This window comes from Ruegeria sp. B10, from assembly GCF_056539825.1.
On the sequence record NZ_JBQFVP010000006.1, the window covers coordinates 129,010 to 141,865 of the forward strand.

Sequence of the window (12,856 nt, forward strand, 5' to 3'; positions counted from 1 at the left end):
TTGTAACCCCACGCTATTTAACGATTTCCAACCTGTCGAGTTGCCAAATACTGCGAGAGTAAATCACCTCTGTCTGGTACTTGGTATCACTGTCATAGGGATATACGATCCAAAGCGGACCTTTCTGTCGCCGGGACATCGCTGCACCGTCCATCTCATAGGCGACAATCGGGTCCTTTGCCGAGATCGACTCCACAGGGATCTCAACCGCGTAGTCGTTGATCGCCGTCGCCCGGATCGTCTCGCCCTCTGCTCCGATCCGTTCCAGCAAGACAGACAGGGGCACGCCAACAAAGCTGGTCTCGCCTTCAGTCCAGATCGTCGATGTTTCAAAACTTCGCTGCGGCATCGCCTTCAACATTTCCATATCGAACTGCGCCGCCCCGTCGGGCCCGGTCTGTGCGGTATTGCCAGAAATGGTCAGCACGACCTCTCCTGCCGGGGTCGCCAAATCTTCGGCTTTCGCAGACGTCAGGCAAAAAGTGAACACCGCTGTGAGGATCGCAAAAACCAGACGCATCTTAGTCTCCATTCCTTTGGCCTTAAGAAACCAGAAAGTGGTCCACAGCGACAGATGGGCATGGGGATACGCGCCTATCCGAAAGGATAGGTGCGCAGGTCTCATGCGGCTGCAGACAGCAGGTTCATGCGCTGATGCAACATGGATTTGAACCCCTCCCGCAACTCCACACGTTGCAACGCAAAGACGGTGGTTGCTTCAAGATAACCGGCGACCGACCCACAATCGAAGCGCTCTCCCTCAAACGCGAACCCGTGGCATCCGGTCCTTTCGATATCCGCCGCAATCGCATCGGTCAGTTGGATCTCCTTGCCCACGCCGGGTACTAATCCTTCCAGCTGATCGAAAATCGACGGGTGCAGCAGATACCGCCCGACAATGCCAAACTCTGACGGAGCCTGATCGGACGAGGGCTTTTCGACCAACCCTTTCAGATGCTGCACCTGCCCTGTCCTATGCTTGATATCGACCACGCCGTAGGCACTAATCCGGTCGTATGGAACCTCTTCGGTCGCGATCATGTGTCTGCCTTCAAAGTTCTGGACCATTTGCGCCAGGACCGGACGCTGCGCATGGATCACATCATCTGGCAGGATCACCGCGAAGGGTTCATCACCGACAATGTCACGTGCCAGAGAGACTGCGTGGCCCAGACCGCGCGGGCTGTCTTGTTGGACAAAACTGCATGTCTCATCCTCAAGGTTCGTGCTGCGCAAACGGTTCAGCAGGGTGGTTTTGCCGCCATCCTTCAGTTTGCGCTCAAGCCCCGAGTTCCGCCCGAAATACGTCTCCAGCGCGGATTGGCCGGTTGAGGTGATGAAGATGAATTCATCAATCCCGGCGGCACGGGCCTCGTCCACCGCATATTGGATCAAGGGACGGTCGATCAGCGGCAACATCTCCTTGGTCACCGATTTGGTGGCGGGCAAAAACCTTGTGCCCAGACCCGCGACCGGGAATACAGCTTTGCGAATACGTGTCATTTCAATGCTCCTAGGTTTGATCAGTAAGCACCGCGACCCGACACGACGGCACGTGCGGTCAATGCGATGAGGATGAGATTCAAAAGGGGCGAGCGGGAGCGGACATAGGCCGTATCCAGCTCAATCATGCGGTCAAAACCGATGCCTGCACGGCCCGAAACCTGCCAGAGGCCCGTGATACCGGGACGCACCTGAAGGCGCTCAAGTGCTTGTTCGGGATAGGCTGCAACCTCTTCAGGCAAAGCCGGGCGCGGGCCGACCAGCGACATATCCCCTTTCAGCACGTTGAAGATTTGCGGCAGTTCATCCAGCGAGCACCGGCGCAGAGCTTTCCCGACACGGGTGATGCGTGGATCATTTTTGGCTTTGAAGCACACGCCCTCACGATCTGACTGGGTGAGCAGATCCGCACGCCGCGCTTCGGCGTCCTGCGTCATCGAGCGGAACTTGTACATCGTAAAGGGCACGCCGTTTCGACCGATCCGTGTCTGCCGAAAAAAGGCGGGGCCGCGACTGTCCAATCGCACCAATGCGGCGATTACGGCCATGGGCAGGGCCAGAAGAGACAGCGCGACCACCGCCAAAGTGAGGTCCAGCAGGCGACATGCTGAGATCTTGGGAACAGAATTGTGCGCGGCACGCCCAAGGAATTCGAAATTGCCCAATAGATATCTGCGGGCCATGCGACGGGGCTCCATCGCCAACCGCCATGCCCACTCCATCCGGAAGCGCCGAACAATGCGCGGTGCCCGGCGCACGTTGCCAGCCAGGAAATCAAACAAAGCACCCACGCCCAGCGCGATACAAGGATCAAGCCGGTGGCGGTTCTGCGTGATCCACAGCTCCTGCAGCGGGACGCCCATCGCGACCAACAGGATGTCCGCGCCGGACTGGTTGATATCGTCGATCGCCTCATCAACCCGCGCGGCCCCCGCGTAGCCATCGCGGGTACCAGCCACGGCCAAATCGGGGAACATGTGCTGCAACCGCGCCGCCGCTGCCTGAGCTGTTCCGGGACGTCCCCCCAACAGGTAGACCGACTGCCCAAGGCACGCCGCGCGTTTCAGCAGTTTGGGCACAAAGTCCGTACCGTTCAGGTTCTCGGCCAACGGGACGCCTTGCAACTTTGCCGCGACCTCTACTCCAATACCGTCAGGTAGGATCATATCTGCCCGGGCCAATGCTGCTCGATAGGTATGGTTACGGGCCCGTATGTTTGCGCAATGTGCGTTCAGGAAAAATACCGTCCGGCGCGTCCCATCCAGCAGTTTTGAGATCACCTGTCCGGATTGGGCATTCACAATTGGCAAACCCAAAATCTCGGTCTTTTTCAGAGGTGGTATGGGTGTTGGCTGCGCGCCTTTGTAAATATCTTGGACTGACAGGAACTGCATGGAACTCTCCGATCAACGATGACAATCTGTGGCTTCAGACTGCCAATGTGATCCTGCAACCGATAGGCGAGCATCCGGAGAGGGATCGGAGAATAGGTCTATTCAAGCGACCCCGCAGCACATAGCGTGGTGGAAACGGCCCGCTGACCTATCCGATTGGATATTCACCTGTCCGTCAGGAAGGCTTCATGCCATGGGTTCAATGATTTATTAACGCATTTGGGTGTGGTTGGGGGCAGACGGAGATTTGAGATGAAAGTTCTTATTGCTGACGACCACGAGCTTATTTTGGACACGCTCGTTGCCTTCATAGATGCCGCAGGCGGGATCGAGGTAGAGACCGCGCCGGATTTCCCGGGCGCGAAGACTCTGATTGAGAACGACGGAGCCTTTGATCTGGTCCTTCTGGACCTGAACATGCCCGGCATGAACGGGTTGGCCGGACTTGAAACCTGCATCGCTTTGGACGGTGCCCAGCATGTGGCCTTGTTTACCGGCGACACCTCGCGCGATCTGGCGCAACGCGCGCTGGAACTTGGCGCGGCCGGTTTCGTCCCAAAGACTCTACCTGCCAAATCCCTGGTTAACGCGATCCGCTTTATGGCGATGGGCGAGCAATACCTTCCTGCGGGTTTCATGAACGTGGAGCAGCCAGAAGACTCCCACCCTATGGCTCAAAAACTCACAGAGCGAGAGCGGCAAGTCCTCAAAGGGCTGACTGAGGGCAAATCCAACAAGGAAATCGCCCGCGATCTGGATCTGTCAGAGCCGACGATCAAACTGCATATGAAGACTTTGTACCGCAAAGTTGGTGTCAGCAATCGAACCCAGGCCGCCTTGGCCGCGCGCGAGGCGGGGTTGTTCTAAGCGTGACTATCCAAAGGGATAGGGGGCGCTCCCAATCCCCTCGGCCCCTAGCCTGCTGAGCGAATGATCAGCGATCAGATGCGGTATATCACCCTTGCAAGAAAGGGTTTTTCCATGCCGCAACAGATTTCGAACTCCTCTGATTCCACGCGCGACATGCAATTTCTGCATTGGGTGCGCATTTCCCGATCCAATTTTAGAACGCTGGGGTGGCGTCGCATCTTAAAGGGTGGGCGCCTTAGCGATCTAGGCCGCCTGCCCCGTTACGTGGCACTGTTCCTTCTGGGTGCGAGTTGCATCTGGGCCCCGATCAGCGGATATCTGGCAACCGCGCCAGTCAAATACACCTCACACGCATCGCTTATCCTGCCAGGGTCTGGCGCTTCGGCGTCGGTGAACCTGGCCGATATCGGTCAGGCATCCTCATACGCGAATTCTGCCTTTGCCAACGGTTCGATCAGCCCGACCGAGACGTATAAACGTTTGTTGTCGGCCGATCGCATCCTCGATGCGGCAGCCAAGGCGGTAGAGGCTGACCGAGATGCGTTTGGCAAGCCGCGGGTTCAACTGGTCGATCAAACCAGCCTGATCCATATCGAGCTTCGAGCGGCCTCTCCGGCTGACGCTCAGCAATATGGTGACGCCCTAGTGGCGGCTTTTTTCGCCGAAATTGACGCTCTGCGCGCCGATGAAATTGCCACCCGTGAGGCCAGCAATACGGGCGCGATCGAAGACTACACGCGCGCAATTCAGGCCACACGGGCCGAAATCAAACAGCTGCAGTCGCAAAGCGGCCTAGTATCAGTCGCGCAATACCAAGAGCAGGTCGCTGCAAATGACCGTGCAAAGCAGGAGTTGCGTACGCAGGAGAGCGAGCTGGCACGCCAATCGGAACGTGTCGCCGCGCTTCAAGTCGCGTTGGATCTGCCCTCTGATGCAGCGGCGGCAACGCTGAAACTCTATGCTGATGCGCAGTACCTATCGTTGCTTGAGGACGTGTCGGCGGGGGCTGCAAAGCTGGCGCAAGCTGACGCGACCTATGGATCGCGCCATCCGATCTACGTGAATGCCCAAAACGACTATGAAGGGGCGCGTTCAGTTGCGTTACAACGCGCGACGCAGGTGACGGGCTTGACGGCCGAGCAGCTCGGTGGACTGGATCGCGCGCCGGAAGGGCAACGGGCGCAGTTGCTCAGCGAGTTGGTGCGCGAGGATGCCTTGCGTGCGGGATTGGAAGAACATTTCGCGACGCTGCGCGCACAAGTTCGTCTGGAAACTCTGCGCTTGTCAGACCTCGCCCCCATCGCCGCTGAATTGGAGGACCGGCAGAGAGATTTCGCAGTGGCAGAAGCCGTGTTCGCCTCTGCCATCGCTCGGTCCGAGTCGAAAAAAACCGATGTCTACGCCTCCTACCCGTTGATCCAAATGTTGGAAAACCCGTCGCTTCCGACCCGCCCGACTTCACCGAACAAGAAGATCTCGATTGCCGCCGGGATCGCCGCAAGCTTTATGCTGCTAATGGGTTTGGTGCTGGCATGGGTCCGGAACCCGCTGATCTCAAAGCTGCTGAAAGACCAGAGAGAGGCCGCAGTTTGACGCGTGTAGCCCCTCAAACCCCGGTCGAAAAGATCGTCTGGTACACGCTGATCTGGACTTGGCCGTTCTACGGGCTCGGTGCGCTCTATGTTGTCGGTCCAGTGCTGGGTTGGATGTTGGCTGCGATGGCCGGATTGTCACTTTACCTTGGCCCGGCGATCCGCTCGGACATGCGCGCAACCGGCCCCGTCCCCGCCTTGGTCTGGATCTGGAGCGTTGGCATGCTGGTTATGCTGGTCTCACTTTGGGCAGGCCACGCGGATTGGAACCTCGGCACCATCAAAACGATCAAGTCGAGCATCGGTTGGGCCAAGGGTTGGGCGCTGATCCCGTTGTTTATCCTTGCCGGGTCGGTCTTGCCCATCCGACGCGAGGTGCTAGTCAGAGGACAATGCGTACTGGGCCTTTGGACCTTGTGCCTTCTGCCGTTGCTAGTCGTCGCCCCCTATGCCGGACTGCCGCATCTGCTTTTTACGTCTCCGTTGAAAGCAGTTGGCGGCCCAGGGCCTGAGTATTTCTCGGTCTACCTGTACACAATCGACCCGGCCAGCAGCACGCCGCGTTGGCAGTTCTTTGCGCCCTGGTCACCATTTGCGTCCCTGTTGGGCGTCTGCATGGTCTTGTTTGCTCTCGAAGAAAAGCACCACACATGGAAATTCATCGGCTTGGCCGCCGGAGTTTTGATGATCCTGATGTCGAAGTCCCGCATGGGCTTGGTCGGATTGGTGGTCTGCTCACTGTCACCCCGCCTATTGCCACTTGTCGCCCGCAGCTTGGGGTGGATTCTAATGTCTGCAGTCACCACCACCGTAGCCGTTTGGGGCGCAGTCTTTGTCGAATTCGGCAACCGAGCACTTTACAGCTTCAAATCCGCGCGCGCCGATAGTACCCGCGTACGCGAAACTCTGCAGCGTATCGCGTATGAGCGGTGGCAATCGGATGCGATGGTTTTCGGGCACGGCACAATCAGACCCGGAGCGCATCTCGTTGAGTACATGCCGATCGGCAGCCATCACACCTGGTACGGGTTGCTATTCGTCAAAGGGCTGGCCGGATTTGCCGCGTTCCTCATCCCTTTCCTCGTTCATTTCTGGGTCGTCACCTTGGACGCCATAAAGTCGGAACGCGGGAGGCTACCGCTCGGGCTGTTGCTCACTGTTCTCCTGCTGACTTTTGGAGAGAACGTCGAAATCCAAACCTATCTCCTCTGGCCGACCTTACTGATGCTCGGATTGCATTTGCGAGAGGTCAAATCAGTGTGTCTGGGAAGCGGATTCGCCGCTAGGATTGTTGCGATACCAGCGTAGTGTCAGACGTCATTCTTTTGGGTTGGTTCAATTACCACTCTCGAGAACGAATGGTAGAGATTTTCAGGTGAAGACTTTCATGTCTTTTTTCGGTGAACTTGCTGTCGATCTGAAATCTGCATCTCAAAGTTCATCAACGACAGTTTGGTTCTTCAGCCAACTACTGAGATCGGATATCTGGTAGTCTGCTTTGGGCTCAAAGCGGTCATTCGGTAATTTCAGATGAAACACCGCTCTGCGAACTACCCGATCATTCAGTTTAAACGTGTTAAGGCCGAAGAATGGATCAAACCGTAAGATGGGCAATTTGCTCGCAGTCACAATGTGTGTTGCAACAGCGATCCAAGCTGAATCTGTAACCATCGAACTAAAGCTTGTTACACGAAGTGCAATTAGTGGCCTCAGCAAAGCAGCAGAGCTTAAACGCCACTATCAATCCAAACATTACTCGACCGGTGACCAATTGGTGTCTGGATCATAGGCAGTAATTTCAGCGGCAATACTGAGTGTTTCCGGGCCAAAATCTGCCTCGTAGACTATGCCGTTTTCGCCTACCAGAAAAGAATAGATGCCTGTTTCTCCGTAATCTGCCGGTATTGCGAGTAAGGCATGTCCTGCAACGAAGAAATCCCCGACGAAATAGGTGTAGGCGCCCCCCGGAGCGTTAGGGCCCTGCTCTTGCAGGATTGTGTAATAATAGCCAAGAAACGGTTCGGCTTCATAGTCAGCCTGACCATCACTCCAGCCCGAAGCTGCGGCGCGGGCGAGCGCTGCGCCGACAAAGCTGTCTTTACCAGGCCAGAAGAGTCCGTTTTGCTCTTCGGGATCAGAAATGATCGTCTGAGCGAATTCCATAACGCCATCCCCGTTATGGTCCACAAGCCGGAATGCTGCCTGAAGGTCAACATAGGCCTCAAGCAATTCGATCACTTCCAACTCATTCAAGCCAATTTCGCGGGCTGAAAGTTCCTCGATCCCAGCCTCCAGGTCAAAGCGCCAACCGTCCTCTTTACGCAGAATTGGGATAGGAAAAGGCCAACCGTCTTCACCCAGAAGAAGTACAACGCCATCGTCCTCAGGCCGGAAACGATACCCCTCGGCATACATGCCAAGCACTTCCTGCCTTCTTTCTTGATCTTTCGCCGGATCACCCGTTCCAACCAGATCCTCGGCTTCAGGCCCGAAAATTTCGATCAGCTTGCTTTGATCATTAGCCTTCAACGCATCAACAAAAGCATCCAGTGCGATTTGCGGCGTATCAAAGCTGGCTCCGTCAGAGAAGGCCGGGCTTGAAGTCCCGGAGAGCAACAAAATTGTAAATACTAATCTACGCATCTTACCGTCTCCGCGCGCCTTTAGCGGCGTGTCCACGCTTGGACGCGCTTTGAGTTCTGCTACCGGACGCTTTTTTCTCCATCACTTGCCCTTTGGATGCCCTAGGCTTGCCTTGTGTCGATGCGGCTTTCTTCGCCTGCGGCTTTTTAGAGGTCTGCGGTCGTTGTGCGACTGGCTTTTTCGTTGCATCTGGACGTTTGGTACGATCAATGGCCTGTTGCTTTGCTGCGGCCTTGTCCCGATTAGCGTCGCCCCGGTTCGCTAAAGCCCCGCCTGCTACAGCCCCAGCACTGGCACCAACCACAGCTGCGGCCGCCCCGCGGTCCCGGCTAATATCTGCAGCGCCAGATTCTCGGCTCAACTTTGCACGCAGTTCATCTGTGCGACCATCAGGACGGTTAACCGGCAAGTCGCCACGACCACCTTCAGGTCTTTTATGGTCCGCTATTTTCTTCCGGGCCTCCTGTTGCCGGTCAGGATCGGGGTTCCATCCGATATCCGTTCGGTCACCTAAATCTATATCATTGCCGATATTGACGTTGCCATCGACGTCTATTTCGATGTTTGGATTTCTATAAATCGGACCACCGCCCCAACCACCGCAATTTCTGCACCCCCAGTAGTCGTACCAATCATCGTCGTCGTCAAAAATTTCGTCGATCAAGGCAACAGCACCAAAAGTCAGTAGTGCCGCGCCCACAACATCCCCGGTTGACGGGCCAGTATAAACTGTCTCGGGATTGTATTGTGGGACGTATACCGTTTCGGGTTCTGTCGGTGCAATTACTACTGTGTCGTCATCAGACACTTCGACAGTTTGCTCGGGACCTGAAACAAGTGCGCCGCTGTCAATTGCCTGATCCCGCATGACCTGTACCGCATCCATCACATCATCGGACTGAGCCAACATGGCTGTGCCGACTGTCTCGGTCCAGTCGATATGGGTGGCCATCTGACCAACAACTTCGGGAAAAGCCGTCGCCAACACGCTGACAGAAGGATCCCATCCCATTGCTTCGATTTCCGGCTCAAGTTCAACGGTGTCGCGGTCGGCGTTATCCAGCAAATACCGTTCAGCCTTAACAATTTCCAATGGCTGGGTGGCCGCGACAAATATCTGTATGAGTAACGTGTCGGGATACAGAGCAACCGGGGCGACCAATGTCTGCAACTCAGCGTCAGTTAGCAAGCTGGACGAGGTCGCTGAGTTATCGTCTTTTGCCGCTAAATCCTCGGACGACTCTTGCGCTAACGCGAAAGTAGATACGCAAATACCCAATGCAATTAAAGGAAACCTAAACATATTGCGATCCTTCGATTTCTTAAAGGATCACCTAAGACTGCGATTCTGGCAACCGATCAGTCAAATAGACGGTTGTGGGATAATAGTGGCCCCCAAACCAAGTTTGAGCGAGTGTTCGCTTTGGGCTCGAAGCAGTCATCCGACAGCTTTAGTCAAAGGACTGTTTTGCGGATGCAAGCGGTCATTGGGGCCGCTTGCGGGATAGATAGAGGTAACCAACTTTGAAGCAGGGCTCGATGCGTCTTAAAGCTCAACTCCGAGATTCTACCGCCGTCTGATCCGCTCGCGACGGCGCTCGCGACGTTCGATGTTTATCTGATGATCATGGCCTAGCGCCCGATAAAACCCCACTCCCTTGGACCAGTTCACAAAGTGGGCAAAGCTGTCGACCTGATCGTCGTTGCGTCCGCGTGGAAAGGATTGAAGCTCTCGTTTGAATACCGGCAGCCAGGGTGCATCTGCAGGTAGATAAACCTTGCCCTCTTCGACAGGACCGCAAGCGGACTGGAACCGGGTTTCCTTGTCCTTGTCGGGTTTAATGCGTTCGTAGCGCCGACGGTCATCACGAAACAGCTCGTCCAAAAGAGGTTTGCCTGAGGCCGCATCTTCGATCAGGACACGATCGGGATCCCAACGGCCGACAAGTTGCAGTGCCTTGGCTTTTAGGTCTGGGTAGTCTACCTGCCCGCGCCAGACGTCGATAAGATACCACGCATTTTCGCGGAACCCCCAGGTTGTACAGACAGAGAAATCAGACCGGGGGTCTGCCGACATGCCCGTATCCCAGCTCTGAACCACCAGTTGGAACCAGCGGCGATCTTCGATGGTCTCGTAGGTGCCAAACCACTCCCAGCGCAAGGGCGACCCGTCGGGAGCAATGGGGTTCTGCTGATACTGGCAATTGAACACGGCCGCGCCCATTTCGCGACGCTTGGTATCCAGCGTTTGCTGATCCAAACGGGACGGGCACAGGAGATCACCCGGTTTGCGGCGCATGACCCTTCCACGCCCAAGAGGAACCACCTCATGGTCTTCGGCGATGGCAGGCAGATTCAGATGCCGATAGGTCCCGCGTTCGAGCAGATAACCCGGCGGATCCATCTCGTGCAACCGTTGCGCAACCATAACCACGCGCCCTTCGGCCGGATTGTCGAAGCGCGACAACAAGGTCCCCTCAATGAACTCCTGCGCCTTGACCAGCTCGGCTTCGGAGCCGGCATCTCCGGCTTTCAGCAGGTCATCGATGATGATGTAGTCAGCGCCATGACCGGTGACAGAACTTCCAATGGAGACAGCCTTACGGCTGCCTCCCTTTGTGGTGCGGATTTCTTCTGAGGTGTTGCCCTTTCTAGCCAAGACCGTTTCAGGGAACATTTCCCGGTACCAGCGCGCAGACATGATCCGACGACAATCTTCGGAATGTTTGCGCGCCAGATCCAACCCATAGCTGGCAACGATGATCTTGGCGCTGGGGTTATGACCGAGAAGATAAGCGACATATGCAACGGCCACGGTGACCGATTTCAGGCACCGGGGCGGAATGTTGATAATCAACCGCTTGTTCTCGCCGACGCGTACGTTGTCCAACTCATGGCACATAGCACGCACATGCCAGGCCGGATCAAAGCCGCGGTCAACCCCCTGGTGCAGCGTGCCAAACACACGCCACACGAAGGGAAAGAAATTGTCCCGGCAAACCTCGCGAGCGGCTTGCACGACGATTTTTGGATCAGGAGTCGTCATCTTCCGCCTCCTCGTTTGCCAGATCACCGTCACCGTCCAGTTGGCTGGAAAAGAAATCCCGGAGGATGTCGTAGTCGACAGCGTCCGGCTCAACCGCACGGACGCTTTCTTGCGCGTCCAATTCACTTGCGTTGAACAGATCTGTGTCCAGCTTAAGCAGCGCCATCAACAACTTCGTGTCGCCCTTCAACGCGCCTGCCGTGAACCGCTTGGCAATTGCCTCCGCCTTGGAAATCCGGATTTCGTGGCTGCCTTCGCGAACCGTAATCTTGGTTTCCAATTCGCGTTTCAAGCTGGCATTCACCCCTTTGGCACCTTTCGGCCGCCCTTTCGGATTGCCAGAGCGGCCTTTCTTGAACCGGGTCGCTTTGGGCGGTTTGCCGTAGCCCACTTCGTAATCTTTCGTATCGTCAGACATGATCCGCCTCCTGCTTCGAGGTGGTGTCGCTGGCCGCAGAACGCGCATGGAACGTCAGGCCTGTCACCGCATGCACGGCGTTCTCACCAGTCATCTCCTGCCAACGTCGGATAGCGACATCGACATAAACCGGGTCGAGCTCAATCAGCCGCGCCCGGCGCCCGGTTTTCTCAGCCGCCAGCAAAGTCGCGCCGGACCCGCCAAAGGCGTCCAGCACGACGTCGCCGCGGTGGCTCACATCCATGATGGCATCTGCAACCAGAGCTGTCGGCTTCACCGTGGGATGATCCGCGAGATCCGCCTCGCGCCCTGCCCCAAAGCTGTTCACACCGGCGTAATCCCAGACGTTGGTCCGGTTGCGCCCGTGTTTGCCCAGCTCGACGTTGTTGATGTGCGGCGCACCAGGCTTCTTGAAAATGCAAATCAGCTCATGCTTTGAGCGATAAAGGCTGCCCATGCCTCCGTTCGTCTTGTTCCAGACGCAGAGATTGATGAGGTCCAATCCAGCTGCTTTGCCCGCCGTAATCAGTTCTTCGATATGACGCCAATCCATGCAGATCATCGCGATGCCTCCGTCCGGCAGGCAGTCAAACAAACGATTAATCACGCTTGTGAGAAAGCCACGGAATTCGCTGTCCGACATTTCTCCTGACGCCATGGCAAACTCGCGGTGTTCGGCGCTATTGCCGGACCGCACATGCCCATTGACCGGCACGTTGTAAGGCGGATCGGAGAAGACTATCTGCGGGGTCTCGCCTTCCAGCAAGGTGTCGTAGCTCTGGGCTTGAAGGGCGTCCCCGCAGAAAATGCGATGATCTCCGAGAACCCAGAGGTCGCCCGGCTCCGTGACTACGGGTGCCGCAGGGTCCGGCGTCTCAACAGTTTCCGCTACAGATTCCGTCACCTCACCGACGCTGTCGACAATGATGTCGATCTCCGGTGTTTCGAACCCTGTGATGTCCAGATCAAAGTTCAACTCGCCATCAAGGCTGAGGTCCATCAGCTCGGCAAATTCGATCTGCAACGCCGCTTCATTCCAGTCCGACAATTCCGCCAGCTTATTGTCCGCAATGCGCAGAGCGCGCACTTCCGCTTCTGACAAATGATCCGCGACAACAGTCGGCACGGACGTCAACCCCAGGGCCTTGGCGGCTTCATAGCGGCCATGACCCGCGATGATTGTGCCCGAACCATCCAACAGGATCGGAGTGACAAAGCCAAACTGGGCCACCGATGCTTTCAGTTTGTCGACATTCTTGGCCGCGTGCACGCGGTTGTTGTTGGCGTAGGGCTTGATCTGGCTGATCTGGGATTGGATAACTTTTTCGGCCATCCAGATAGGCGTATTGGACGCCCGAACGTCGCTGTGTGTGTTTTTGGCAGGCATAAC

11 protein-coding genes are annotated in these 12,856 nt (G+C 56.4%); 3 read left to right on the forward strand and 8 right to left on the reverse strand.

Features of this window, described 5'->3' with window-relative positions; genetic code table 11:
- Positions 1 to 13 precede the first annotated feature (13 nt).
- The 3 genes from ACR0J4_RS10095 to ACR0J4_RS10105 are packed head-to-tail and all read right to left on the reverse strand — an operon-like array spanning position 14 to position 2,897.
- Positions 14 to 625 (reverse strand): putative pterin-binding protein, encoded by a 612-nt coding sequence (locus tag ACR0J4_RS10095; protein ID WP_480668473.1) that lies wholly within the window; start codon positions 623 to 625, stop codon positions 14 to 16.
- A complete protein-coding gene (locus ACR0J4_RS10100; RefSeq protein ID WP_170556236.1) occupies positions 622 to 1,503 on the reverse strand; it encodes a UTP--glucose-1-phosphate uridylyltransferase in 882 nt (293 codons plus the stop codon). The genes ACR0J4_RS10095 and ACR0J4_RS10100 overlap by 4 nt, the downstream gene beginning before the upstream one ends.
- Positions 1,504 to 1,523: 20 nt before the next feature.
- Entirely contained in the window at positions 1,524 to 2,897 is a 1,374-nt protein-coding gene (locus ACR0J4_RS10105) for a WecB/TagA/CpsF family glycosyltransferase (protein ID WP_170642964.1), read from the reverse strand.
- A gap of 252 nt (positions 2,898 to 3,149) precedes the next feature.
- Between ACR0J4_RS10105 and ACR0J4_RS10110 the strand changes: the two genes are divergently transcribed.
- The 3 genes from ACR0J4_RS10110 to ACR0J4_RS10120 all read left to right on the forward strand — a co-directional run bounded on the left by ACR0J4_RS10110 (position 3,150) and on the right by ACR0J4_RS10120 (position 6,667).
- On the forward strand, positions 3,150 to 3,764 hold the full coding sequence (locus ACR0J4_RS10110; RefSeq protein WP_170642965.1) for a response regulator transcription factor: 615 nt from the start codon (positions 3,150 to 3,152) through the stop codon (positions 3,762 to 3,764).
- 267 nt (positions 3,765 to 4,031) lie between these two features.
- Entirely contained in the window at positions 4,032 to 5,360 is a 1,329-nt protein-coding gene (locus ACR0J4_RS10115) for a GumC domain-containing protein (protein WP_480668476.1), read from the forward strand.
- Entirely contained in the window at positions 5,357 to 6,667 is a 1,311-nt protein-coding gene (locus tag ACR0J4_RS10120; protein ID WP_170642967.1) for an O-antigen ligase domain-containing protein, read from the forward strand. The genes ACR0J4_RS10115 and ACR0J4_RS10120 overlap by 4 nt, the downstream gene beginning before the upstream one ends.
- A gap of 444 nt (positions 6,668 to 7,111) precedes the next feature.
- Here ACR0J4_RS10120 and ACR0J4_RS10125 read toward each other — a convergent pair whose 3' ends face one another.
- The 5 genes from ACR0J4_RS10125 to ACR0J4_RS10145 all read right to left on the reverse strand — a co-directional run bounded on the left by ACR0J4_RS10125 (position 7,112) and on the right by ACR0J4_RS10145 (position 12,853).
- Complete coding sequence (locus tag ACR0J4_RS10125; RefSeq protein WP_170642968.1) at positions 7,112 to 8,002, reverse strand: DUF2950 family protein; 891 nt, start codon at positions 8,000 to 8,002, stop codon at positions 7,112 to 7,114.
- Between the two features lies 1 nt (position 8,003).
- A complete protein-coding gene (locus ACR0J4_RS10130) occupies positions 8,004 to 9,305 on the reverse strand; it encodes a DUF3300 domain-containing protein (RefSeq protein ID WP_170642969.1) in 1,302 nt (433 codons plus the stop codon).
- Positions 9,306 to 9,569: 264 nt separating this feature from the next.
- Positions 9,570 to 11,048, reverse strand: a complete 1,479-nt coding sequence (gene terL / locus ACR0J4_RS10135) for a phage terminase large subunit (RefSeq protein WP_170642970.1) — start codon at positions 11,046 to 11,048, stop codon at positions 9,570 to 9,572.
- Positions 11,035 to 11,466: a DUF5681 domain-containing protein gene (locus ACR0J4_RS10140; protein WP_170642874.1), complete on the reverse strand. Its 432-nt coding sequence runs from the start codon at positions 11,464 to 11,466 to the stop codon at positions 11,035 to 11,037. The genes terL and ACR0J4_RS10140 overlap by 14 nt, the downstream gene beginning before the upstream one ends.
- Positions 11,459 to 12,853 carry a site-specific DNA-methyltransferase gene (locus ACR0J4_RS10145; protein WP_480668479.1) on the reverse strand — a complete coding sequence of 465 codons (1,395 nt, stop codon included), beginning with the start codon at positions 12,851 to 12,853 and terminating at the stop codon, positions 11,459 to 11,461. Before ACR0J4_RS10145 ends, ACR0J4_RS10140 begins: the two co-directional genes overlap by 8 nt.
- Between the last annotated feature and the right edge of the window lie 3 nt (positions 12,854 to 12,856).